We start from the raw sequence: 24855 nt of genomic DNA, 5'->3' as shown, positions 1-24855 counted from the left end.
CCGCTATATGCGGGTTTTTTGTTGAAAACGAATCGGCAGTATATGCAGCCGATCGATAAAAAGGGCAAGCTGTTCAATTGGCGCCACCATTGAGATGCGGACATGATGTCTTCCATGTGTTCCAAACACACCCCCAGGCGTCACGACGACATCTGCATGCTCGAGTAAATAGTCGGCAAATGCATGAGAATCCTCGAAATCATCAGGAATCGGTGCCCACAAATAAAAGGCGCCGGCTGGACGTTCAATGGTCCAGCCAAGCTGCTTCTCCGCTTGACGGATGAAGAAAGCCATTCGTTCAATGTAGACTTCTTTCAATGATTGAATATGACAGTCATCACTTTGTAAAGCGACGGTGGCGGCATGCTGAAATCCACCATACATACTGACAAACACATGATCCTGGAAGGCGTTAATGGCATGAATGATGTCCTCATTGCCTACAGCAAAAGCGACTCTCCATCCTGCCATATTGAATGTTTTGGATAAAGAATATAATTCCACTCCTACGTTTTTCCCAAGAGGAGCCTTTAGAAAGCTCACTGGTTTTTGCTCATAATGAAAGGAACCATAAGCAAAATCATGAATCACATGCAGATCGTGAGCGGACGCAAATTCTGCAGCCTCTTCAAAAAAAGCTTCATTCGCCACAGCACCAGTTGGGTTATTCGGATAATTTAAGAAAAGCACCTTTGCCTTTTTTAACACGTCTGGATCAATTGAAGAGAAATTCGGCAAATAGCCATTTTTCTTTTCAAGCTGGATGCAATGTGGCTTTGCGTCCGCCATCAAGATACCTGAATGATATTCTGGGTATCCCGGATCGGGGACGAGGGCAATGTTCCCTGGATCAAGCAGGCACTGACTCATCACATAAAGGCCTGTTTTTCCTCCATTGAAAAGGGCAATTTCCTTCTTCGGGTCAACCTCAATGCCGAATTCCTTTCTGTAGAAATCTGCAATGGCTTGCTTGAAAAAGTCAAAGCCTCTAAAAGGTGCATATTGCTGAAATTGCAAAGAGCCTGCTGCCTCTTGAAGGGCATTCACAATGTGCGCCGGAGTAGGAAGATCAGGATTTCCCTGACCAAGGTTCACAATGTTCGCTCCGTGTTGTGTTTTATGCGCAATTTTCTCAAATACGGTTCCAAATTTTTGTTCTGGCAGCCGTTCAATCATGTAAGATGGTAAGATCTTCACCACGAAATCCTCTCTTTCTTATCCCTTCACTAATTCATCCATTAACTGAATGGCTGCCTGCTTTTGAATGTTACGGATGGAGGCGGCAACATCCTGAGAAGACGACCCTTTTAATTCAAGAGACACGATGCCATTAAATGCTTCAAATAAAGATAGATCTACAAAGGTTCCTTTAGGTGGGACAGATTCGCTGATGATGACAGTATCTCCAACTAAAGTGTCCTGCGGAATATGCACATGATCAATGGTGATGTGTGTGGCCTCAGGCGGAATGTGTCCGCTCTCTTTGAAATGCTGAGGGTATAAATGACAGTCTGCTACATAATGCGTATGTCCAGAAAGTAGTTCTTTTGGCAAATTAGCTTTTTTTCCATCGACTAATACATCAATCAGCAACTTAGCCATATCCACCCCAAAGACCTTTTTGATATTCGGAATCATATTCCAGCCAGCAAATCTAGCTGCTGATTCGATCAGTCCGGTTTCTCGATGTTTCATAAGCTTGATTTCTGTATGAGTGGCACAGTTTTCAAGACCTAATCCTTCATTTGCTTTCCTCGCTGCCTCAATGATGATTTGCTGGGCTTCATTGTCTAGGATCGACGGAGTGATATGAGCCGTTTCTGTAAAGCCGATTTGAGGTGTCTTATCATGAATGACAAAAGGGATATATTCACCCTCAACAACTAATCCTTCTACACTGACATAATCAGAATAGCCGTCGTCTTGATACCAATCCTCGTAAGCCCCCTCTAAGTACGTTTCAGCGACAAACGGTGCTTCATACGTCACAGCGTTTGGAACGGGAATGGTTTGCAAATAGGATTGTACGTTTAAAAAGAGATCATCACTGCCGGATCGGTCATGAAAAAGGGTCACGCCAATGGAGCTTGCTAAATATGTAGGCTTTAAAATAAGCGGTGTACCAATATGTTCAATGGCTTGCTGAAAATCAGCTAAAGTCGTGACAGGCTGAGTTTTTACTGCTTTGACCCCAGCTGCGTTGAATGCAGCCCTCATTTGGCTTTTATCACGCGCTAATTCAGCTGCCTTTACCCCAGCGCCGCGCAGCCCAAGTCGCTCAGCGGCTTTTGCCATTGGTGCAATGAATAATTCATTATTGGTGGTGATCGCATCCGCTTTGAAAAAGGAAGCGACGCGAACTAGGTCGTCCACCACCTCTTCCTCGGATTTTAGATAATCATCATGTGCCCAGTAAATCGAATCTGGGTGTTCAAAAGAAGGGTTTTTGTCAAAATAATCTCGATCTTTGATGACCGCAATAGAGTATTTTTCGATTAGCTCAGCGTGTCCCTTTGTAATAGCAAAAGGTCTCGGGATATAAGAAACGATATGATACGATGCAGCCACGCTTTCGTAAAACATATGGGGCGGGCATCCTCCTAGATCAGCAATGACAAGTACGGTTTTTTTACTCAATGAAAGCACTCCTTTTTATCTAGCGGTGTAACCGCCATCTGCTGTGACAACACTTCCAGTCATATAGCTGGATAGATCAGAGGCGAGAAACAGCATGACGCCCGCAATTTCTTCGGGTTTTCCGAGACGAAGTAATGGGTTCACCTTTGCTTTTTCCTTTTTAACAACCTCAAGGCTTTCTGAATGATTGTCTGAAAAGGATTTTTCATTTAATGGTGTATCAATAATGCCTGGGGCGATACAGTTCACTCTGATTTGATGGGCGGCATAGTCGACCGCCATCGATTTGGTCAGCTGGATGACACCGCCCTTTGTTGCGTTATAGGCAGGGATGTCAGGCCAGCCGACAAGACCCCCGACAGATCCGGTATTGATAATACTTCCGCTTTTTTTTTCAAGCATATGCGGCAAAGCATGCTTACTCATGAGAAATACACCCGTCAGGTTGACCTGTACAATGTGGTTCCAATCCTCTAGTGTCATCTCGTGAACGGGAGAGACAATTTCAATGCCTGCATTGTTAATCAGCACATCGATTGTCCCAAACTGGGTCAGCACAGACTGAACGGTTTTTTGACAGTCAGACTCATTCGTAATATCTGTTTTGAAAAACGCAACATGCTCGTGCGCCAATGATTCGACGAGCTGTTTGCCGCTTTTTTCATTGATGTCAGCCACTGCGACTTTTGCTCCGTGCTCAAGGAAAAGCTTGACTGCAGCAAGCCCAATTCCCGATGCACCTCCTGTAATCAGGACGACTTTTCCATCGAGGTTCATTTCTTCACCTTAGACGCTTTTGGCTTCAACCGATTATAGCGGGGAGGGAAGAAGAGATTAATAGACTTTGATGCTTCCAGCTTTGGATTTATCGCACCGTGGTCTTCCCTAGGGTCACAAAAGTAGGTAGTACCAAATTCCATTTTCTCTGTAAAGCCTTCAATCGTCATATCATAACCTCCGCTAATGCAAATGCCGATTTGTTCATTCCGGTGTTTGTGAAAAGGCATTTCTCCGCCATTTCCAGGAATGTTGGCTATCATGAGCTCCATCCAATCCTCAACAAAAAAGGTCACTTCCATGCCAGGAAGTAAATCTCGTGTTTTGAAAATGTCTAAGAAATAAGTAGGAGGCGCCGTGTATTCCTCGCCATCTTTTAATCTCTTAATATCAATAGCAATCACTTCTTCATCTGTCAGGTTAGAAGCGCCGTGAGGGACAAAAGGTGGTGCGATATACGCTGATTCTAAAGGGGTAAGCAATTGGGTCGATGGGCCGACTGTCATTTGAAGCTCGCCTTTTAATACGATGCCGATTTGTGCTTCGGGATGCTCGTGAGGTTTAATGATCGTGTGAGGAGGGACGTATGAGATGAGCACTTCCGTATCACCTCTGACCGTGGAATATTGTGTGACACCATTCTCCCATTCTATTTTTTTGGCTTGTGGAAAATATCGTTCTTGCGTTTTTTGTTCAGTTTGCATATTATATCTCTCCTTTTCCGAATATGGACCAGCTCATAGGAATACTTTTAAACGTTCGAACGAAGGTGAGGCCATATGTGGCTCTGGCTACCTCATTGGTTAAAGCGAAATCAAATTCGCCGTCTCTTACTTTTTGTGCGGCAGTACTTGTCGAATTGACTAGCTCAAATTCAGCATTTTGGTGAATGAAATATTGAATCAAATTGACAGGTGCAGGGTGAGAGACAATTTTTAAATGGTGAAGCATTTGTTCTTGAAATGGAAAATCTGGTCTGACAGCCAAGCCATACATGGGTGTGTCACATCTGAAAATTTGTAAGAGCTGCAGGTCAGGTCTCATGTAGAAGTGTTTGATTCCTTCGTATGCGTGTGGAACGAGAGTGTATTGGAGTGCGTGAGAGAGAGTATGTTCAATGCAAGTTTCGAATGTGTCATAAAGGGATAGTTTCGTATGAGTGCCGAGAGTGGTGGTGGAATGAGAGATGAAGTGTTTTGCTGCGTATTCACTGCTTGTCCCCTTAGGGCCTAGTGTATTGACTGTAAACATCTTAGGTGAAACGATGGGCTCTTCTTTGAAATGAAAAACATCATTCTTTAAGATCATGTTTACCATCCAATCTTTTTCAAATTTTTACTAGATTATAAAAAATAAAATTGGCAATTGTCAACAAAATTTATAAAAAATGTATTTTATGATGATATTAAAAATTGATCTAAAAAACTGCACATACCTAGATGTGCAGTGAATTGAACTTACGTTTCAAATGTGTTTTTATGTTTCTGCTGTAAGGTTCGTTCACGTTTATAGCTGACGAAGCTAATAAGAAAACCAACAAGCGTAACGAGAGCACATACAAGCCCTACCGTATGATAGCCGAAATGGACATAGACAGGTCCCATAAGAGCGGAACCAAGCATAACGGCAAGATTGGACGCAAGGCTGTAAAAAGCCATCACTTTGCCTCGGTGGGTTTGGGAGCAGTCACTTAGAACAGTGCTCAAAAGCGTGACAGATAAACTTTGCATGGCACCCCAAATAAATAGGGCAAAAATCAGCAATGTCCATGAGAAAGGAGCATAAGGAAGTAAGGCGAGAACGAGCGTAATGCCGCCCAGCACAAAGAAAAGAGAACGAGTTTTGCCAAACCAGTCTGCTAATTTCCCTGTAAATACACTCATGGAAAAACCGACACCGTAAGCCATGATCAGAAGTCCTGCCGTCGATTGCCCTCCAGAAAACAAACTTTGTAGATACGCTCCTAAAAACGAGTACATGCCATAAAATCCAAGCATATTACAAAATGTCACGGTCAAATAGGCGGGGACACGATCAATTTTCAAAGCTCCCCATAAAGAGCCAGCTTTCTCCCTAGCTTGAGGTGTTCCTGTATTCGCTGTGGCGGTTTGTTTACGAGATTCAAGGATGACGAGCAGCAGGACAATGAGACTCATGATGGCGAAAATCCAAAAGGTCCATCGCCAGTTTAAACTCTGCCCGATGAAGGCGCCAATTGGTACACCAAGGACAAGAGAAAGAGACCAACTCGACACAATGAGCCCCATCACTTTGCCTCGATATTCATAAGGAACCCGGTCACCCACAAGCGCATAGGCTGTTGGCACAAATACACCGGTCGCCAGCCCAGAAATAGCACGGCCTGCAAAAAATACGGCCAGATTCGGGGCAGCCGCACACATTACGGTGCCAATCAAAAAGAAAGAAAGCCCGATAATCAGGCATAGCTCCCTTGAATACCGGTCCCCTAAAGGAACAAGCAGCGGGGCTCCAACCAGCACAGCTAACCCATAAATGCTGATGGAAAGGGCGAGAATATCAAGAGAGTGCTGAAAAGAGTTTGATAAATCAGGCAGCAGTGGTGAAATCACCAGTTCTTCCGATCCCGCCGCAAAGACGCCAAGTGTGAGCGCAATGGCAAGTGTGATGGGAAATGTTTTAGAAGCCTGGCTGTCTAAAGATTCTTTCATCAGGTGATCCCTCCAAACTTGCTTTTTCATTCAATTCCGTTAAAATAAATTCTACCATTATTTAGTTTTATTTTACATTTCGCATCATAAGTATTATCATAAAATACTTTTCAAATGGAACGATTTTTGGATAGGAGAGGTACGAATGAAAATCACCGATGTTGATGTGCATATTTTAAATGAATTGAAAGAAGATGCCCGCTTATCTATGAGGGAATTGTCCAAGCGGGTCAATTTATCCGCACCTGCGGTAGCAGAAAGAGTGCGTAAATTAGAAGATGCAGGGATTATCGAAGGGTATTCGGTTCAGGTTAACTATAAAAAATTAGGGCTTATGATTGACTGCCTGCTGGAAGTCACAGTGCTAAACGGGGAGTATCAACGTTTTGTGGCTTTTATGAATCAGCACCCACGCGCTTTTTTTGCTTATCGAGTGGCAGGGCAGTCATGCTTTTTCATTAAGCTGTCTGTCGCTTCCCTTGAAGAAATTGAAGCCTTTATTCAGGCAGTGTCTGGGTTTACCAAAACAGTATCTCATATCGTCTTATCAGGGCACTCTTTTTCTCATCCCATTCAGGAACGTGTGAAACCAATAGAAGAGCCAGAAGTGACCGTGGTGAAATAAAAAGTTTCAGATTGTTGACACAGGGCTAAAATGATCTTTATTTTAGCCCTGTGTCTTCTTTTCAGCTCAGCGTGATAGAAAACCTTTGAAGTCTAGGAAGGGCGAGCGCCGGAGCGGAGCGAATTTGACATTCGTGAGCATTGGAGCGCAGGACTGACAACGAATGCGAGGGTTTGTCTACACGCTGAAAGGACCTGTCTCAGGTCCTTTTTATTCGTTTATCTGACTGATAGCTCATAATCGTAATGATAAGACCAATAAATGTCACAGCTGCAGCAAATAACGAAACAAGCTGTAAATGTGTTTTCGATAGCAAGACCGCCAAGCGCTGCACCGCCGGCATTCCCTATATTAAAGGCAGAATGGCTGAGGGCATATATAGAAAATAAAATTCTGTATTTCAAGATATCTTAAACAGACTAAATGTATTTATAAAAATGTGAATTGTTAATAAGGTATTATGGCTGATGTGAGTTTGTTGATGTGGATTTATATTAATCTTTAAAGTCTCTCAACCTATTGATATATATGCATCGACAAGGTCTTTTATGATTTCCCTTATATTTTTTGTCTTTTTATTGTGTATTTTTATATTAATGGTTACTTTAATCTATCTTGTTAATTACACATTATTGGCTTACTAATAAGCTTTCATTTATCAATTTATTTATTTAATTTGTTTCCAAAAAAATAACCTTTTTATGCTAAAATATTCGTATAGTAATAATTTGGGTTTAAAGGAGTTAATTCTTTTGAAGCTTTTAAAAGTAATAGATTACGCAGCATTAATGGATATGCACAGAACAAGAAGCAAAGAAAGTCACTATAATAACCTGCCTATTGACGTAGGTAATAGGGGTCGTTTTTTTAGTACTCAGCCAATTGATTTAGAATTTCACATCGATAACCATACAACAAACTTAAAAAGTGGAATATTTTCTTTTAATTCAAGCATCAAATCTGGTGTAGATAAGAATGACAAGGTTTCTGGGGAAGTGTTTTTACGAAAAGAGTCAAAATACAAGCCCAATGTAATCTTCGTACATGGATGGCGTATGGATTCATACGACAGAATCAAGAAGATTTATCACGATAAGATCGTTAAAAGTTATGATTGGAATATGTATTACTACACGTTGCCTTATCATTTCGATAGGGAACCGCAAAATTCAACATATTCTGGTGAACACATGATTAGCGCCAATATAAGTCGAACAGTGCAATCCTCCCAGCAAGCTATTGTTGAACTTAGAGGGCTGATTAAATGGATCAAGGAAAATGAAGGTGGGGAAATAATCGTAGTTGGTATTAGTTTAGGAGGGTGGCTAACAAACTTATTAGCAACAGTCGAGAAAGACGTGAATATTGTTGTATCAGCTTTTTATGCGAATAATATTGCGCATTCCATCTGGAACACTCTTCCTGGGAAGTATATACGAAGAGATCTGGAGGAACATGGGACAACGTATGAAGAACTCGACAAAGCTTGGGATATTATCAACCCTAGTAAAGCAAAACTTCTCGTAGACAAAGAAAATGTACTCTTAATATCAGGAAAATATGACATGTATATCGACATAAACGATGCTGATACTCTGTGGAATAGCTGGAATCAACCTAAAAGGCACGTATACAGTTGTGGGCATGCTGGAATTGTTCTATCTAGAAATAGAATAGCAGCTGACACACTTCAATTTATTGAAAGTAGGCTAAGGAAATAAAATGATGTTCATCCTAACTGCATTGTTGTGGGCCATGAGTTTAGTTTTGTTTCTTACTTATCCTGAAAATGAAAAAACAAGATGGGGTAGCTTTATTGGATTTTTTGGTGGTTTTGGTGGTTTAAGTGTAATTTTGTCGTATTACTTGGATGGTTCATCTAGCCATCTACAGCTAATCCATTACATTACATCATCTATTGGACACTATGGAACAGCATATGCAATCATGATTTTCGGCCTTGTGTTTTCAGAAATAATCAAAAGTAAAAAGCAAAGTTTCATTTGGAAAATAATTTTGTTCATACCCGTAATCATTATGCAAATTTACTTTACGGAATTCCCTCTATGGCAAACACATCATGTAGTTCTTTCATTATGGGTCGTACCATACGTCTTTATTTCTTTAGGATTGATGGTTTATGCAGCATATACAGATAAGAGTATAACAAGCAAAAGACAAAAAATTTATACTTGTCTAGTTATTGTACCAACACTCTTATTCGCGGTATTCACCAATATAATTTTAGAAGCCTTTGGAATATTTGGTGTGTGGATGCTAAACCCTTGGGTAATAGCTATTGCTTTTGTATTATTTGTTTATTTTATAATCAAATATGGCTTCCTGGGAGTACAAATAAAGTTTGAAAAACAAAGAAGAGACTTAACCATGAAGGCAGTAACATCTGGTACTGCCTTATTAAATCATTCAATAAAAAATGAAGTAGCAAAAATAGATCTTCTTGCAAATGACCTCAAAGAGTCAAAATTTGGGGAAAACCAGGAATCAGTTGATATGATTCTTAAATCAGCCACTCACTTGTTTGAGTTGTCGAGCCGTATTCAAAGTAAACTAGATATTATGGAATTAAAGGAAACAGAATTTAATATTATAGACCTTGTTAATTCAAGTGTTGAACTACTTCAGCCACAGATCAGCACTGTACAATTAAAGAAATTATTTGAAGTGGATGCGAATATCTATGCAGATCCTATTCACTTGCAAGAAACGTTATTAAATTTAATGGAAAACGCGATGGAAGCAATGAAGGATAATAAACAGATAAAGATCAGAGTCTACCAGGTGCGTCGTAAATTACATATTGATGTCGCTGATAATGGAAAGGGCGTTAATAAAGAAATGCAGGCTAAAATGTTAGACCCGTTTTTCTCTACAAAAAAGAAGGTTGGAAATTTTGGTCTTGGCTTAACATATTGTTATAACGTCATGACAAAACATAACGGCAGCATAAAAGTAAATAGCCAACTAGGAGAGGGAACAACTATAACCTTAACTATTCCTAGAAACAGAGTTAGCAACTTAAAATCAAGTTCGAAAAAAGAAATTGTTGGTGAAAGCTATGGATAATAGGATCAAGGTAATGATTGTTGAGGATGATCCAGTGTGGATGAAGGGTATTAGCGACTTAATTTCGAAAGAAAAAGATATGGTTGTTGTAAAAAAAGCTTTCACAAAAAGTGAAGCCTTGCAGCTGGAGAATCATGAAATTGATATTATACTTATGGATTTAACTTTATCTGAAGATGAGGAATTAGGCGGTTTAGATTTATCAAAAGAGTTGGTTGAAAGAGGTTTCCAGAAGATCATCATGCTTACTTCCTGGGAAGAGCCTGCAATCATTCTAGAGTCATTTGATCAAGGGGCCATGAATTACATTAACAAGTCATCGTACAAAGATATCCCAAAATTTATTAGAGAAGCTTTTATAGATAAGGTTACATTAAATGCTGATGTTTCAAGCCTGTTGATTAATGAACTGCGTATGGAGAGAAAAGCTAGCATATTAACTCCGGCCGAAAGAGAGGTTTATAAATTAAAAGAAAAAGGGTTAACAAGAGTGCAGATCGCGGAACATTTGTTTAAATCGGTCGAAACAATAAAAAAACAGTTGAAGACGATAAAGGAGAAACTTAAATAAAGGGGGGGTATAAAATTAACCCTCCCTTTTTGTTTTATCATCTTGTAAAGTAATATTCGTAATCGAATTTAAAAATGCCCTCAATAAGTCACGTTCCTTATCACTTAATTCGTTGAAGGATTGTATGAGGGGGCAATATTGTTCATATGTGAAAGAACAGTAGTTGATAAAAATGATTGAATAAACTCTATTTCGCCACCTGACATTTATTAAGTACATGCATAAGCTTTTCATTAATCTGAGCACTATCATCAATTTCAGGGAAGAGAGATTTAGGCAGAACTTCATAAAATATTTAAAGCATTGCAAATTTTAATCAGTGTCTCGATGTTTGGGTGAGGAAGTCCCCATTTCAATTTTACTTATAGAGGATTGGGAGACTCCTGAAAGGCGAGAGAATTCAGTAGATGATATCTTTAATGCTTGCCTGCGTTTGAGAATTCTTCTTCCTATTTCATTTTGTAATTCGTTCATAAGATCCACGCACCAATGTTTGTTATTAATTTAATAATAGCAGAAAAAGGTGAGATATTTTAATTTCTGATGAATATTCCTGAAGGAATAAAAGTTTTGAAAAATACCTTAAGGAGTTGAAAACAATAAAGAACATCGTTAAAGAAAAGAGAAAAGAAAAAGGGTGGACCCAGTTTCAGTTGGCAGCAGTATCCGGGGTTTCACAAGCAACCATCTCTAAGATTGAGAATGGTGACTATAATAAATCCTCTCTTGCTGTGATGATGAAAATCGCGCAAACATTAGGAATAAAGACAGAGGATTTAACAGAAAATTTATAAACGGTGGTGCAACATTACATATGAGACAGGTGCAAAAAATGTCAGAAGAAAAAATGGTAAGATTTGAATTTGTTGATCTTGCTAATACAGTGACGATTAAGACCTTTAATAAAGAGATTTATGTTCTGAAATCAAGTTTATTTGTTCAAAATGTCCATAATAATCAAGTCTTAAGATTGCATGAAATTTATTATGATATAAGAACAGTAAGAACAATAGAAGGCAAAGTTCTTGCTAAACGCAAGAATAGAAATAGTGAACTGGTTAAGGTTGGTAGGTCAAGATCAGTTAGTTATAGAGAGCAAGTTAAACTGTAATTGTTATTAAAATGTTCTTTTTAAAAAAATTATGCGTGGTGCTTGGTCGAAGATCACCAACCAAGTTAACTATACGACTAATCTAGTTAGTGGGGAGAAGCTTAAAATCCACTTGTGATCCAATTCGTGACTGAGGTTTTCTATTTATGATAGGAAATCCAAGGTTGTTGGTACATGCCAAAAACCAACATTATAAAAAGAGATAATACGAATAAATATGGAAGTTACATTTCTTGTACCATATAATGTATTTTAAGTTGGTTTCCATATTTAATTGTAGCATCTACAGTCTTTTATTACGGCATTCATTCTAACTTGACGTGCCATGAGATGAACTAAATAAATAGCAAGAAAAAAGAGTATTTCTTAAAAAGGAATACTCTTTTTTTATTAAAAAGGGTGAGGATATGTATAAGAAATTATTATTAAGGCGTTTATTGATTGTTTTAAGTTTAATTGTTATAGCTTCTTTAATGCTTTCCACAAATGATACCCTAACCACTAATTATACAGCCAAGGGGATAGAAACATTTGGGATTAATAATGAGGGCTGTTTAGAAATGGATGGGAAAGAAAAATTGATTAATCATGTTGAAAAAAATTTTAAGAATTAGTTTTTGAAGAACAGATTGAAAGTAATGAATTTGAACTGTCATTTTTATTCAATCTTTTCAAGAAAAATACGGCGTATGCAGCTGCACCAAAAATTGAATATAAAGGGGCTATTAGATGATGAAGAGAAGAAAACATGGAAACGTGCTGAAGGAATCGGTACGGTGGCAACGCGCGATTCTATCATTGAGCTACTAATCAAACGTGGTTACATTGAACGTAAAGACAACAAGTTAATTTCAACGTAGCTGGGAAGAACATAAATTCAAATGATGCCGGATGATTATCTTCTTACTAAAATGCATGCAACAGTATATCTAGAGTTATTGCTGTTGGAAGTTGAAGCATGCAAAATGACGAAATAAGACTTTTACATGGAATTGAGGCTTTTTATCAATAAAACTTGTACTGACATTAAGAACAACATTAAGACAATAAATTTGAACGAGAATTAATAGCAACTGGTAAACAGTGCGGGAAACCTATTCTTGAAAATTCTAAGGCTTATAGTTTTTGTTTAAGAAAAATTTGGAGAAATTGGGGGAGAAAAAAGTCACGCCAAAGGAAACGGCCAAATTACTCAATGGATACTGTAAAAATGAAACTAAAGTCAAGCAAGGGTAAAGCTTGGAGCCAATCGATGGTCTTGAAAATAAAAGAGTGGAATTTGCTGAGCAAAGATAGCCTCCTATTTAGGAGGTTTTTTCTTTCTTTACAATAGGAGGAGTCAATTTTGGTGAGGACAAATATCTTATTGAAACTACCTAACACCTGGAATGTCTTGTTTATTGTATTTGCCGTAATCGTAATGATAGGTGTTTGTTATCTTGTTGCAAGCTTTCTTTCAAAAAACAAAAACAAGAGCAAATTCGTAAAGTCTAGCATTAAGGATATTGACTATATGGATGGTTTTCAGTTTGAGCAATACCTAGCATATATGTTTAGGACCAATGATTATAAGGTTCAGGTGACACCTGAAAGAAAGGATTTTGGGGCTGATCTCATCATAAAAAAATCAGGCGCAAAGATCGTAGTGCAAGCAAAGCGTCAAAAAGCTAAGGTCGGTATAAAAGCGATTCAGGAAATAGAGACCGCCAAAAATCACTATAAGGCTGAAGAGTCTTGGGTGATCACGAACAACTTTTATACAAAAGATGCGCGAGAACTGGCTGAAAGCAATGATGTTAAGCTTTTGGATAGATACAAACTCATTGAACTAATGACAGCACTCAATTTATCAGTAAGCATGACAGCTGGTGAATTCAAACAGAAAGTAAAGGCAAGGCCGATCAAGTGTGTTTGTGGAGCTCAAATGGTCCGTAAAAAAAATAGACATTCTGGCCGTTCGTTTTATGGTTGCACAACGTATCCCAAATGCTCACATACAAAGCCAATCCTGTGAATTTTCTTTCTGACTTCATGAGTATCAATGTCTGTTGCTATTCAAATGAAAACCCCCATCTCTACGAGAAGGGGGGATTAACCAATGTGGCCGCCAACTGCCACACCAAGTGCATATCCAGTAATCAGCTGCCCTGAAGCAGAGATAGATACATGAAGGTCGTTTGCGACGTTTGGCAAAAGTCCCATAATGACAAATTCAGTCATGCCAATTGAAAACGTACCGAGCGTTAATGCAAAAATAGCGATGGGGAAGTTTTTCATGATGTGATCACCCTTCTAAAAAAATACATAAAAAGGCTTCGGAAAGATCCGAAGCCTTAAGAGTTTATCATACATGAAAATAAGATGCCAGCTGCTCGTTTGCTAATCGGTTTCCGACAAAGAAGGAACCAAATTCGCCGTAGCGTGCACTGACTTCATCAAAGCGCATTTCATAAACCAATTTTTTGAATTGAAGCACATCGTCAGAGAAAAGAGTGACGCCCCACTCATAATCATCAAAACCGACGGAGCCTGTAATGATCTGCTTTACTTTACCAGCATAGCTGCGGCCGATTAAACCGTGGCTTCTCATGAGTGATTTACGCTCATCCATAGAGAGCATGTACCAGTTGTCATTGCCGGAACGTCTTTTATCCATTGGATAGAAGCACACGTATTGAGAAGAAGGGAGCTCTGGGTATAGACGTGCACGTACATGCGGGTTCTCGTAAGGATCTCCGCCATCTCCGCCTCCTGCTAAGTAGTTGCTAAGTTCAACAACTGAAACGTACGAATAAGCTGGGATCGTAAACTCTGCTAGTCGTGTCTTGTTGAATTCAAGTTCAATTTCACCCAGTTCTTCCATGGTTGGACGCAAAATCATGAGCATAATATCTGCTTTTTGGCCGACAATACTATAGATTGTTTGGCTTCCAGCCTTATCGTGCTCAGCTGTTTTCCATTTTTCTAATAGACCTGTGAACTCATGAAGAATCGCTTGGCGCTCATCACTTGTCAGCAGCTTCCAAGCTGTCCAGTCAAAGGTTCTAAAATCATGAAGTGCATACCAGCCGTCTAGTGTTTGAGCTGCTTCATTGGTTGTATGTTGTTCGCTCATTTATTTCACTCCTATTTACAGTTTTCCATCTGTTCCAACTATAACATAGTTTGTCCAAATGGAGATGTGATCAAAACTTGAACGACGAAGTCAGCTTTTATGGAAATTGATTAAATTAGTTTGAAAAATAAGAATTTAATTTGTAAGCGCTATAATGTAAGTTGGTAGTTTGAATTTATGTAGAAGAAGAGTATGCTTGAAAGAGAACGCTTTTTTTGTAAAATCAAGGAGGGTATATAAGTGGCAGATATTTTTTCAACAGTTCAGGAAAAGGTTGCAGGTAAAGGAGTAAAGATCGTTTTTCCTGAGGGAATGGACGAACGCATTCTAACAGCCGTTCAAAAACTAGCAGATGGCAAAGTCTTGCAGCCAATTGTTGTAGGTAAAACACAAGAAGTTGAAGCAAAAGCAAAAGAATTAGGTCTTACACTTGATGGTGTTGACGTGTATGATCCTCATACATATGAAGGTTTTGAAGAGCTTGTACAAGCTTTCGTAGAAAGACGTAAAGGCAAAGCAACAGAAGAGCAAGCAAGAAAAGCATTACTAGATGAAAACTACTTCGGTACGATGCTTGTGTACAAAGGTCTTGCAGACGGACTTGTGAGCGGTGCAGCACACTCAACTGCTGACACAGTACGCCCAGCACTTCAAATCATTAAAACAAAAGAAGGCGTAAAGAAAACATCTGGCGTCTTCATCATGGCTCGTGGTGAAGAGCAATATGTGTTTGCTGATTGTGCAATCAACATTGCACCAGATAGCCAAGATCTAGCTGAAATTGCGATCGAAAGTGCAAACACAGCCAAAATGTTCGACATCGAACCACGTGTGGCAATGCTTAGCTTCTCTACTAAAGGCTCAGCAAAATCAGACGAAACAGAAAAAGTTTCTGAAGCAGTTCGCATTGCAAAAGAAAAGGCACCTGAGCTTGTACTTGATGGAGAATTCCAATTCGATGCAGCTTTCGTTCCTTCAGTAGCAGCGAAAAAAGCACCAGATTCCGTCATTAAAGGCGATGCTAGCGTATTTGTTTTCCCTAGTCTAGAAGCTGGAAACATCGGCTACAAAATTGCACAGCGCTTAGGTAACTTTGAAGCTGTAGGTCCAATCTTGCAAGGCTTAAACCAACCAGTAAACGACCTTTCAAGAGGCTGTAATGCTGAAGACGTTTACAATCTTGCACTTATCACAGCAGCTCAAGCACTATAAAATAGCATCTCGGCTAAAGCAGTCAGCGCGATAGATTCGTGCTGGCTGTTTTTTTATTTTGGACAAATGTGTACAATATAGAAAGAAAACAATCTGATCGTAGATAAAGCCGATAGGATGGGCAGGTGCTAAAATGGAGGATTTAATACATAAGCTTCAGCATAAGGTCGCTTTTTTAACCGATGCACAGAGGAGAATTGCAGATTATATCGTACAACATCCAATGGAGGTCGCTTTTTTAACTGTCGATAAATTGGCGTCAAAAGTCGGGACGAGTACAGCAACCATCATGCGCTTCTCTGCTGCTGTGGGGTATTCTGGTTTTTCTGAGTTTCAAAAAGAGCTCCAATCAGCGATGAAGCATAAAGCCGACCCTCAAACAAGACTTGAGGCGAATCTCAAGCATTCAAATAAGAGTAAGCTCCTGCATAACCATGTAGAATTGCAATTTCAAAATATCCAGTACGCATTGGACAATATCACGGAAGAAACCTTTCAGCAAATTGTTGGGAAAATAGCCAATGCGCGCCACGTTTTGTGTACAAGTGTCCGAAGTGGAAGACCTGTTGGCGAATACATGTCGTTAGGAATCAATCGGCTATTGGGGAATTGCCAGTATATTGATGCAGATCAAAGTGACTGGGTGGATGATTTGGTTCATTTCAACTCGAGTGATTTCATTATAGCGGTCAGCTATCCGCGTTATGCAAAGCGTATGAAGGATTTGATGGAAGCAGCAAAGTCTTATGGGGTGGAAGTCCTTTTAATTACAGACAGCTACAGCTCTCCACTAACTAAATATGCACAATATGTATTACCGTGTTCCTCAGCAAGTGTAGGCTCTCATAACTCTGTCGTATCTGCTATCTTTATCGTCGATTTCATCTTAAGTGCATTAGCGATGAATGATCCAGAAAGAACAAAACCACGTTTAGATCAAATCAATCATATGTTAACGAAAATGAGTTATCACACAACACAATAGTCGTGTGATAACTCATTTTTTATTTTTTTGAAAGCGCTTTACTAATTAAAAATGAGATGGTATGATCATATCACGAAAGTAATATATATTACTTTAAATGAATTAAATGTAATAAATATAACTCGAAGGGGATGATGGAAACAATGAGTACTGTTCATTTCGTGTCAAATGATCTTATAGCTAGGGCAAGAAAGCTTAACTCAACCTTGTTGTCAGACGTGATGGGATGCACCGGCGCGATGGATCATCAAATCAAACCAGTTGCGAGAGGCATGAATGTAGTCGGCACAGCTTTTACCGTGAGCTTACGGCCAGGAGATAATCTGTTTCTTCACCAAGCGATTTATTCTGCACAAGTAGGCGATGTACTCATCGTTGATGGGAAAGATCATAGGGGTCACGCATATTTAGGAGAATTGATGGCCGGTTCAGCAAAAGCTGTTGGAATAGAAGGAATCGTGATCGACGGTCTTGTCCGCGATAAAGTCGCTTTAGAGGAATTAGCTTTTCCAATCTATAGTAAGGGATTCACGCCGAATGGACCTTTTAAGGATGGGCCTGGTGAATTGAATGGAATCATCTCGTGTGGAGGGGTCAAAGTATCACCAGGTGACTTAGTCGTTGCAGATGATGATGGAGTGGTGATTGTTCCGAAGGAGAAAGCAGAAGAGATGCTGTCGTTGGCTGAAGAGAAACAAGCATATGAACATCAAAGATTAAAAACCATTCAACATTATATGAGCGAAGGAAAGCAGGATATCAGTCTCTTAGCGCCTGCATGGCTAGAGGGCAGAATGAAAAAATTCCAGAGATAGGGGAATCTGTGATGAAGATAGGCTTTATCGGTTATGGAGAAGCTGCATATGAGCTGTCAACGGGATTGAAAACAGAAGGATTAGATCATTTTTATGCGTATGATGTACTATTACAGAATGAGAAACTTGCTGGACCAATGAAAGAAAAAGCAGCCCGCACAGGCGTCGAATTAACAAGTAATGTGAGTGAAGTCATTGCAAAATCTGACATTGTCATTGCGGCTGTGCCAGCGAATAAAACCCTAGAAGTGGCTCAATCCGTATTAGGAAGTTTGAAAAAAAATCAAGTATATGTGGATGTGTCGGCATCAACTCCAGATATTAAAAAACAAGTGGCAGACGAAATTAAAAAGCAAGAAGCTCTATTTGTAGATGCCGCCATGCTAGGATCTCTTCCGGTTAACAAACACAAGGTTCCAATCACTGCTAGCGGAAGTGGAACAGATCGATTCATTGAATTAACGAAAGAATACGGTATGAATATTACAAAAATCAGTGATCAGCCTGGAGATGCTTCAGCCTTAAAGCTAATAAGAAGCATTTATATGAAAGGGATCGTCGGTTTACTTGTTGAATTTTTGGAAATTTCTAAAAAATATAATGTCGAAGATCAAGTGATTTCTTCACTAAGCGAAACGCTGGACAGCAAAAGTTTTGAAGAGACGATGAATCGTCTTGTGACAGGGAGTGCATTACATGCAAAAAGACGAGCGGTCGAATTACTTGGCTCTATTGAAATGCTGGATTCAGCTCATATTGATGCGAGCATGTCCCGGGCAGCACAACAGAAGCTAGAGAGATTAGCAGACTTTCAATTCGTTGAACGGTTTAATGGGAAAAAGCCGGTCAGCTGGAAAGAGGTCATTGACGTGATGCAGCAAGGGTGATTTTTGTAAGCGTTTTATTTAAGAAAGGGGAGGCGAAGAAACGACATGGGTTTTATTGCATTGATTGTATTCATAGCCGTCATCATTATATGGAATGTCGTCGTGAAACGAAATATGGGAGAAGCCATGCTGTTAGGCTTTATTGCAACCACTTTGTTTGGCGGAATGGATGCGCTTAGACTGTTCTGGGATGGTTTAAAATTTGCATCCACATATGAGGTGCTTTATGCAGCCGTTGCGTTTGTGTTCATGGCCTATTTAATCGAAAAGCTGGAATTAATTCACGCACTCTTGCGCATCCTGAATTCGGTTGTCGGCAAGCTTCCTGGGGGAGCGGCTTATATGAGTACGTTAGGTTCAGCAGTCTTAGGTGCTCTTTCAGGTTCAAATTCTGCAAACACAGCTGCCACTGGCTCTATTACGGCTTCTTGGATGATTAAATCAGGATGGAGCCGAACCCATACGGCCACGATTCTAGCTGGGAATGGCGGACTTGGAGCCGCGCTACCGCCAAACTCTTCCATGTTTATCATGCTGGGCTTTGCACCAGTTGCAGCCCTTGTCTCTGAAGGTGATTTATATATTGCTCTTTTAATAGGAGGACTGTATCAAGTCGTATACCGGTTTATTTTGGTGTATATTCTGGTGAAAAAGAATAAAATCCAAGCGATGCCGCCAGATGATATTGTTCCCTTTAGAGAAGCTGTGAAACAGGGATGGAAATCGATTTTTATTTTTTTCGGTGCCTTGATCCCTATCATCATCACAATTGGTCCGCTGGCAAACTACTTAAAAAGTAATCCAAACATTGGACCAGAGGCAATGGATCAAATTTCTTTAATTACGTGGATTCCGATTCTCATGATGCTGATTAGCTTAACAATTGGAAGAAAAAAAGCGTCTGCTTTAGATTGGTCTCAGTTTTTCAAGTCGGCCATCCCTAAGTTTACAACGATCGGTGCCTTGATGCTGTTTGCTGTTGCTGCTAGTCAGGTGCTTGCTGAATTAGGACTCGCAGAAGATTTGACGCAAATCACGTCAGTACTTGCCATTCCGAAGTGGCTCATGGTGCTCATTGTTGGTGTTCTTGTAACGCTGGTGGCTGGACCATTATCTTCAACTGCCACATTAACAGCTGTTGGGCTTGTCTCATTTTCAGCTTTAATCTCAGTCGGAGTAGACCCTGTTGTCGCTGTTGTCGCCATTCTTGCTTTTTCATCAACAGAAGGCGCTTCCCCGCCGGCATCTGGGTCAATTTTCATCGCTTCTGGTCTTGCAGGAGCCCGGCCGGAGAAAACATTTATACCGCTCATTCTTTACTATATGCTGCCGATTGTAGGAATTGGCTGGCTCATCGGAATGGGCATACTTCCAGTATAGAAAGGAGAAACACATGAGAGCATTGATGGAATTTTTATTTAAAGTGTTGCTTGTCCTTTTCTTAACGTCAGGTACCCTGTTGGTATTCGGTCAAATACTAGGGATTCTCTTGCAGAATGGAGATTTGATCATAGCAAGTACGAACCTATTCAAAAATCCCACACTAGTGTTAAGCGCTTTTTTTAGTCTTGTTGGTTTCTCTCTTCATTATATTTCTGAAAAGAAAGACACGTCATTTAGCGATCAACCATCAGCATCAGCTGGTGATTCGATCAAATAAGCGTCAAAAGCTGGATTCAGTTGGTGAATTCAGCTTTTTTTGCGCGTGAGAAATAGGTATAAAAACCCAATACGTACGATTCATTTTTCGTTGAATTCGTTTTCAATCATATGCCTCTTGTGCTAGGAAATGGTAACATAACGGAGGACTATTTAAGGAATAGAGGTGTTTGACGATGTCTGGAGCTATCATCGGTTATACAACAGCCTTGTATTCGTTAAAGGCAGACATATCCATAAAAAAAGAACAAATCATAGAACTGAGCATGTGTCGAAAAGAAATAAAAGAAGCAAAATCGACTCTGGCAGATGCTGGTAAAAAAATCACTCATCCAGATCTGACATCACATACATGGTTTGGCCATCTTGCAGATACGTTTGATGACATTCGAGACGAGATGGCATCCGCCAGTCAAGAGATTAAAGGTGTACAGCTGACCAATCTAGTGAATCGAATTGATGAGAAAATCAGTGACCTAAAATCGGAAATCCATTCGTTAGAACATGAGATCCATTCCGTTGAAAGAAAAATAGAGAGAGAAAAGCAGAAACAATTGGAAGAAAAAAGAGGGAAGTCACATGAGTAGAGAAATCAAAATAGATGCCAGTGAAATCAAACGAGTTTTACAACATACCAAACAATCAGGCGCTCAAATGAATACAAAACTTCCAACAACCATCAAAGGGAGAAACCAGCTCCTAGCAGCAGATACATTAGAAAGAATCAATCAACAGTTGAACGAATTAAGTACATCCTACATAGGCATTCTTCAGAAACAGCTTGTACAAACAGAACAAGCGGTGAACACCATGATCGAAACGGACAAGGCGCTTGCCTCCAGCAATAAAAGAAAATAAAGGAGAACGCAATGAAAACCCTTGACGCCTTTGCGCTAATAAACGGAATTGACCAAACGCTGAATACATTAAAGCAGCAATCACAACAAATCAGCTCCATAGAAAAACAAATCCATCACATCATTTCACTTGATGGCGCACTAAAGGGAGAGGCGGGACAAGCCATCCGCTCCTTTTATACAGAATGTCATATTCCCTTCCTGCAATTCTTTCAGGTCGTCATTGAGGAATACAGCACTGCGCTGAAAAGCACAAAACAGGCGCTTCATGCACTTGAATCAAATCAGCACGGCTTGATCTCACAATCATTTATTGAACACGAACTAGATCAAGGACTAAAAAAAGCGGAGCGCACGATATCTGAGATTGTAACGGATGTAAACCATGCCATCGGCAGAATTGGTCATATTGTTCATTTGCCAAATGTAGACGAATCAGCTTTTCAGCAAAACTATCAAAAAGCATGGCTCGAGACCTCAAGAACCGTTGGTCTGCTTCATGCATTTGACAGAGAGCAAACAAGCGCTTTACAAGAAACAAAAAGCTCCCTTCAAACAATGAAGCAATACATCAACACGTTAAGCACCATGTTCACCGGCCCAAAAATCGACATCACGAGCTATCAAAAAGGGTCTATTTTCAAAAATGAAAAAGAAGAAAAAATAAGCAGCACCATCAGTGGATTGAATGACAAAATAGACAACCCGAAAGACAACCCGATGATGATCATGCTGAAGAAGCTGAGAGAGAAAGAACGGACGAATGTGGAGACGGTTGTTCTGGATGACACACATAAACACATCAACAAACAAGTCACAGTCAACGACCCATCCCTTACGACATTGCAAGGGGAAGCCGTGAACGGGAAAAACAAGATTCATAGAGACATCAGGGTCATAAATGGTAAACTATACAACGTCAAAGGCATTAAAAAATTAAAAGAATTCGATATCGCAGATGAAGTCGTCACCGATTCATCCGATATTGATTTTATTGGCGGCCGATACACCGTTTACGCCAATAAACAAATCATCCGAACGTATATCGCGAACGGTGAAGTAAGAATAGAAGAAGTAGACAAAATCCCAGAAAGCCGCAGCCGAGGAAACGCGAAACGCATATTAGACGGTGAAGTCGTCTCAACAGCCGAAAACATCATCCTAGAATACAGCGGCATCTACGACGGATATCGAGCCGTTACTGGCAAAGACCCAGAAACCAGCCAAAACATCAGCAGAACAGACCAAGTTCTGTCCGTAGCTTCAATTATCCCAATCGCTAAAATAGTGAAGGTAGGGAAATATGTTTTTAAGATGGATCAAGGGAAGAATGCGGTGAAAAGGGTTACTATTAGTACAGGGAGCAAGATAGATTCTAACACAATAAGAAAATATGTTAGGGATATAGAAGGACGAACAGGAAGAGAGCTACCTAAAAACCAAATAGATAATTTGAAAGCAGCATTAAGAAATAAAGAGTATAACAAAATGTCACCCATAGAAACGGCTAAGCATCGGGCGAAATTTGATAGTTTGAAAAATAAAGTAATCAAAGATTGGGAAAGAAATACTGGACAAAAGTGGCCAGTGTATAATGAAAATATTATTTCGGAAAAAACCGGTAAAGTAATTAGAAAAAAAGGAGATAAGTATGATGCTCACCATATAATTGAAAATACTTTTGGAGGGGAGCATGAATGGTGGAATATGCATCCTGCAAAATTTCCAAATGAGCATCAAGCTGGTATACATGGTGCAGGTTCACCAGCAAATACATTATTTAAAGGAGTTAAAAAATAATGAGATATGAGTTTATTAAGAAAAACGAAGAAAATAGTTTTTTTTTAGTAACTGAAAAAGAAATAATAGATGTTGAAAAGGAACTTGATTTAAAGTTTCCCAAGGAGTTAATTAATTTTTATATAGAGGTAGGTTACGGTTTTATTAATGGGTCTGAGTTTAACATTAATCGTATTATGGACCCTTATTCTGTAAGAGACTTTCGATTAAGGGCTAATGATTTTGAATTCTATCCAGACATTGAAATCTATGATGAATTTGAGAATAACAAATTAATATTTTTTGAAGCAAATGAGACAGCTTTAATGTCAATTGAATTGAATGAAAAGGATAGAAGCGCAATATACTATTATGATATCCAAATCGCTAATTCTTTAGAGGAGTTTTTAACCAATATCCAAGAGGATGATAAATATTATCTAGATTTACTAGTAGACTATTAAAAGCCTTTCAAGATTTACTTTGCCATTGATCAATTAATATATGAGAATTGGACAAGGGGAAATTCATAAATTGGAATATAATTGTGGATTGAGTGACCTGTTAAGTAAATCTAAAGATAAAGCAAAACTTCATAAACATAGCACTTATCTAGGAGGATCCAAATGGTCGATTTATCCCAAATCCCAGGCCTAATCATCAACAATCCAGAAACTGATATAAACATCAAAAAGGCAGAATCCCAACTAAACATGGTGCTACCCGATGCTTATAAAAACTTGCTGAAACAGACAAATGGATGTTCCATTGGCGGCGATGTCCTACTATACGGCACTGAGGACATGGCGGAACGCAATGCAACATGGGAGGTTCAGCAATATGCAAGCGGCTATGTGGCGATTGGCGACGATGGCGGCGGGCGAGTATTTCTCATGCGTCAGGCCGAAGAGGAGAAAAAGGTGTGGATTGTGGATGCTGGTGTAATGGACCCTCAGCATGCAGAGTTGATGACTGAAAACTTGCTGAAATGGGTGAGTGAGGGATGTATCGTTGAATGATTATATTGCCTAGAATGCATGAATCACTGAAAAGTAAAAACAAATCATCCAACTGAAACGCTCTGTGACGCAAATGTCATGGAGCTTTTTTGATAATATCACTCCGGATTCTCCCTCCATTCATCCCATGTTATAATAAACACAGTTTATGAACGAGAGGATATGCAGGACATGAAAAATGAACCTATTGAGTTACTGACACAGCCGAAATGGCGAATCATAGATCAATCGAGCCTAGGTCTCTATGTGGACCCGAAGCAATCCTTTGCGATGGATGATACGCTTTGTGCGTCAGTCGGGAAAGGACTCTCACCAGCGACTGCGCGTTCTTGGGTGCATCACAATACAATTGTGCTTGGGATTCAGGATACAAGACTTCCATTTCTCCAAGATGGTGTGAAACTGCTTGAGGAAGAGGGGTATCGCGTCATTGTACGTAACTCAGGCGGTCTTGCTGTGGTGCTGGATGAAGGTGTCTTAAATTTGTCGTTAATCTTTGCGGAACAAAAGAAGGGCATTGATATTGACCGCGGGTATGATGCGATGGTGGAATTGGTCCGCCGGATGCTGTCTAAGTATGAGGTGGACATTGAAGCTTATGAGATTGTCGGCTCTTATTGTCCGGGCAGTTATGATCTAAGCATCAATGGAAAGAAATTTGCAGGCATTTCTCAGCGTAGATTACGCGGTGGAGTCGCTGTGCAAATTTATTTGTGTGCAGATGGAAGCGGGCGGGAACGTGCCGACTTGATCCGCCGTTTTTATGACGCCGCTTTAAAGGACAAACGAGAAGAAGTGAAGGCAGTATTTCCTGATATACAGCCAGATACGATGGCGTCTTTATCAGAATTAACTGGAGAACCAATTGATTGTGCGCTTCTTATGCGCTTTTTACTAGAAGAGCTTCAAACGTTAAGTGATCAGCTGACAGCCTCAGGACTGAACGCAGAAGAACAGCTTGAATTTGAAAAAAACATGACGCGGATGATTGAGCGGAATGAAAAGGTGTTCTCTTAAAAATCTTGAAAA

General features: G+C 39.8%; 29 protein-coding genes and 1 pseudogene. 21 read left to right on the top strand and 9 right to left on the bottom strand.

Features of this window, described 5'->3' with window-relative positions:
* Positions 1 to 3 precede the first annotated feature (3 nt).
* The 6 genes from MKZ05_RS17290 to MKZ05_RS17265 form a co-directional block, all read right to left on the bottom strand.
* A complete protein-coding gene (locus MKZ05_RS17290; protein WP_212045670.1) occupies positions 4 to 1197 on the bottom strand; it encodes an aminotransferase class I/II-fold pyridoxal phosphate-dependent enzyme in 1194 nt (397 codons plus the stop codon).
* A gap of 18 nt (positions 1198 to 1215) precedes the next feature.
* On the bottom strand, positions 1216 to 2637 hold the full coding sequence (locus tag MKZ05_RS17285) for an ATP-grasp domain-containing protein (RefSeq protein WP_137054237.1): 1422 nt from the start codon (positions 2635 to 2637) through the stop codon (positions 1216 to 1218).
* A 15-nt stretch (positions 2638 to 2652) separates the two neighbouring features.
* On the bottom strand, positions 2653 to 3414 hold the full coding sequence (locus MKZ05_RS17280; RefSeq protein WP_137054238.1) for a glucose 1-dehydrogenase: 762 nt from the start codon (positions 3412 to 3414) through the stop codon (positions 2653 to 2655).
* Positions 3411 to 4118 (bottom strand): cupin domain-containing protein, encoded by a 708-nt coding sequence (locus MKZ05_RS17275; protein ID WP_050944483.1) that lies wholly within the window; start codon positions 4116 to 4118, stop codon positions 3411 to 3413. Before MKZ05_RS17275 ends, MKZ05_RS17280 begins: the two co-directional genes overlap by 4 nt.
* A gap of 1 nt (position 4119) precedes the next feature.
* Positions 4120 to 4722 (bottom strand): hypothetical protein, encoded by a 603-nt coding sequence (locus MKZ05_RS17270; RefSeq protein WP_003215386.1) that lies wholly within the window; start codon positions 4720 to 4722, stop codon positions 4120 to 4122.
* A 149-nt stretch (positions 4723 to 4871) separates the two neighbouring features.
* Positions 4872 to 6104, bottom strand: coding sequence for an MFS transporter (locus MKZ05_RS17265; RefSeq protein WP_050944482.1), 1233 nt, complete (start codon positions 6102 to 6104; stop codon positions 4872 to 4874).
* A 145-nt stretch (positions 6105 to 6249) separates the two neighbouring features.
* Between MKZ05_RS17265 and MKZ05_RS17260 the strand changes: the two genes are divergently transcribed.
* Positions 6250 to 6729 (top strand): Lrp/AsnC family transcriptional regulator, encoded by a 480-nt coding sequence (locus MKZ05_RS17260; RefSeq protein WP_137054239.1) that lies wholly within the window; start codon positions 6250 to 6252, stop codon positions 6727 to 6729.
* Between the two features lie 199 nt (positions 6730 to 6928).
* Here MKZ05_RS17260 and MKZ05_RS17255 read toward each other — a convergent pair whose 3' ends face one another.
* Positions 6929 to 7063, bottom strand: a complete 135-nt coding sequence (locus MKZ05_RS17255) for a hypothetical protein (RefSeq protein ID WP_260406807.1) — start codon at positions 7061 to 7063, stop codon at positions 6929 to 6931.
* A 418-nt stretch (positions 7064 to 7481) separates the two neighbouring features.
* Between MKZ05_RS17255 and MKZ05_RS17250 the strand changes: the two genes are divergently transcribed.
* From MKZ05_RS17250 to MKZ05_RS17215, 8 genes are all read left to right on the top strand, one after another.
* Positions 7482 to 8450 (top strand): alpha/beta hydrolase family protein, encoded by a 969-nt coding sequence (locus tag MKZ05_RS17250; RefSeq protein WP_226804352.1) that lies wholly within the window; start codon positions 7482 to 7484, stop codon positions 8448 to 8450.
* A gap of 4 nt (positions 8451 to 8454) precedes the next feature.
* Positions 8455 to 9816 carry a HAMP domain-containing sensor histidine kinase gene (locus MKZ05_RS17245; protein WP_268453518.1) on the top strand — a complete coding sequence of 454 codons (1362 nt, stop codon included), beginning with the start codon at positions 8455 to 8457 and terminating at the stop codon, positions 9814 to 9816.
* A 13-nt stretch (positions 9817 to 9829) separates the two neighbouring features.
* A complete protein-coding gene (locus MKZ05_RS17240) occupies positions 9830 to 10387 on the top strand; it encodes a response regulator transcription factor (protein WP_229200331.1) in 558 nt (185 codons plus the stop codon).
* A 590-nt stretch (positions 10388 to 10977) separates the two neighbouring features.
* Positions 10978 to 11181, top strand: coding sequence for a helix-turn-helix transcriptional regulator (locus MKZ05_RS17235; RefSeq protein ID WP_226804344.1), 204 nt, complete (start codon positions 10978 to 10980; stop codon positions 11179 to 11181).
* Positions 11182 to 11219: 38 nt separating this feature from the next.
* The gene (locus MKZ05_RS17230; protein WP_226804342.1) at positions 11220 to 11498 is read left to right on the top strand and encodes a hypothetical protein; all 279 of its coding nucleotides are present in this window, start codon (positions 11220 to 11222) and stop codon (positions 11496 to 11498) included.
* Positions 11499 to 11905: 407 nt separating this feature from the next.
* Entirely contained in the window at positions 11906 to 12112 is a 207-nt protein-coding gene (locus MKZ05_RS17225) for a hypothetical protein (protein ID WP_339160664.1), read from the top strand.
* Positions 12113 to 12187: 75 nt separating this feature from the next.
* Complete coding sequence (locus MKZ05_RS17220) at positions 12188 to 12358, top strand: hypothetical protein (protein ID WP_268453521.1); 171 nt, start codon at positions 12188 to 12190, stop codon at positions 12356 to 12358.
* A 488-nt stretch (positions 12359 to 12846) separates the two neighbouring features.
* Entirely contained in the window at positions 12847 to 13512 is a 666-nt protein-coding gene (locus MKZ05_RS17215; RefSeq protein WP_339160660.1) for a restriction endonuclease, read from the top strand.
* 89 nt (positions 13513 to 13601) lie between these two features.
* Here MKZ05_RS17215 and MKZ05_RS17210 read toward each other — a convergent pair.
* Together MKZ05_RS17210 and hemQ are read right to left on the bottom strand one after the other, a co-directional pair.
* Positions 13602 to 13775 (bottom strand): annotated as a pseudogene (locus MKZ05_RS17210) (MFS transporter); the annotation flags it as partial.
* A 67-nt stretch (positions 13776 to 13842) separates the two neighbouring features.
* Positions 13843 to 14613 (bottom strand): hydrogen peroxide-dependent heme synthase, encoded by a 771-nt coding sequence (gene hemQ / locus MKZ05_RS17205; RefSeq protein WP_003215092.1) that lies wholly within the window; start codon positions 14611 to 14613, stop codon positions 13843 to 13845.
* Positions 14614 to 14853: 240 nt separating this feature from the next.
* Here hemQ and pta point away from each other — a divergent pair, with 240 nt between their 5' ends.
* From pta to MKZ05_RS17145, 12 genes are all read left to right on the top strand, one after another.
* Positions 14854 to 15825 (top strand): phosphate acetyltransferase, encoded by a 972-nt coding sequence (gene pta, locus MKZ05_RS17200; protein ID WP_003215086.1) that lies wholly within the window; start codon positions 14854 to 14856, stop codon positions 15823 to 15825.
* Between the two features lie 133 nt (positions 15826 to 15958).
* Positions 15959 to 16810 (top strand): MurR/RpiR family transcriptional regulator, encoded by an 852-nt coding sequence (locus MKZ05_RS17195; RefSeq protein ID WP_113767832.1) that lies wholly within the window; start codon positions 15959 to 15961, stop codon positions 16808 to 16810.
* Between the two features lie 143 nt (positions 16811 to 16953).
* Positions 16954 to 17625 (top strand): RraA family protein, encoded by a 672-nt coding sequence (locus MKZ05_RS17190; protein WP_137054240.1) that lies wholly within the window; start codon positions 16954 to 16956, stop codon positions 17623 to 17625.
* 11 nt (positions 17626 to 17636) lie between these two features.
* Complete coding sequence (locus tag MKZ05_RS17185; protein ID WP_050944478.1) at positions 17637 to 18512, top strand: prephenate dehydrogenase/arogenate dehydrogenase family protein; 876 nt, start codon at positions 17637 to 17639, stop codon at positions 18510 to 18512.
* Between the two features lie 45 nt (positions 18513 to 18557).
* On the top strand, positions 18558 to 19892 hold the full coding sequence (locus MKZ05_RS17180) for a TRAP transporter large permease subunit (protein ID WP_003214816.1): 1335 nt from the start codon (positions 18558 to 18560) through the stop codon (positions 19890 to 19892).
* 13 nt (positions 19893 to 19905) lie between these two features.
* Positions 19906 to 20172: a hypothetical protein gene (locus MKZ05_RS17175; RefSeq protein ID WP_003215032.1), complete on the top strand. Its 267-nt coding sequence runs from the start codon at positions 19906 to 19908 to the stop codon at positions 20170 to 20172.
* A 175-nt stretch (positions 20173 to 20347) separates the two neighbouring features.
* A complete protein-coding gene (locus MKZ05_RS17170) occupies positions 20348 to 20758 on the top strand; it encodes a DUF5082 family protein (protein ID WP_251190673.1) in 411 nt (136 codons plus the stop codon).
* Complete coding sequence (locus tag MKZ05_RS17165; RefSeq protein ID WP_050944476.1) at positions 20751 to 21029, top strand: YwqI/YxiC family protein; 279 nt, start codon at positions 20751 to 20753, stop codon at positions 21027 to 21029. The genes MKZ05_RS17170 and MKZ05_RS17165 overlap by 8 nt, the downstream gene beginning before the upstream one ends.
* An 11-nt stretch (positions 21030 to 21040) precedes the next feature.
* Entirely contained in the window at positions 21041 to 22828 is a 1788-nt protein-coding gene (locus MKZ05_RS17160) for a T7SS effector LXG polymorphic toxin (protein WP_339160655.1), read from the top strand.
* Positions 22828 to 23271, top strand: a complete 444-nt coding sequence (locus MKZ05_RS17155) for an SMI1/KNR4 family protein (RefSeq protein WP_050944474.1) — start codon at positions 22828 to 22830, stop codon at positions 23269 to 23271. The genes MKZ05_RS17160 and MKZ05_RS17155 overlap by 1 nt, the downstream gene beginning before the upstream one ends.
* Positions 23272 to 23433: 162 nt before the next feature.
* On the top strand, positions 23434 to 23826 hold the full coding sequence (locus MKZ05_RS17150) for an SMI1/KNR4 family protein (RefSeq protein ID WP_253622056.1): 393 nt from the start codon (positions 23434 to 23436) through the stop codon (positions 23824 to 23826).
* Positions 23827 to 23997: 171 nt separating this feature from the next.
* Positions 23998 to 24843 carry a lipoate--protein ligase family protein gene (locus MKZ05_RS17145; RefSeq protein ID WP_339160653.1) on the top strand — a complete coding sequence of 282 codons (846 nt, stop codon included), beginning with the start codon at positions 23998 to 24000 and terminating at the stop codon, positions 24841 to 24843.
* Positions 24844 to 24855: the final 12 nt, after the last annotated feature.

Source organism: Bacillus sp. FSL M8-0277, assembly GCF_037975305.1.
Taxonomy (GTDB): Bacteria; Bacillota; Bacilli; order Bacillales; family Bacillaceae; genus Bacillus; species Bacillus pumilus.
The sequence above is the reverse complement of the archived record's forward strand: the minus strand, read 5'-3'. Positions and strand labels throughout refer to the sequence as shown.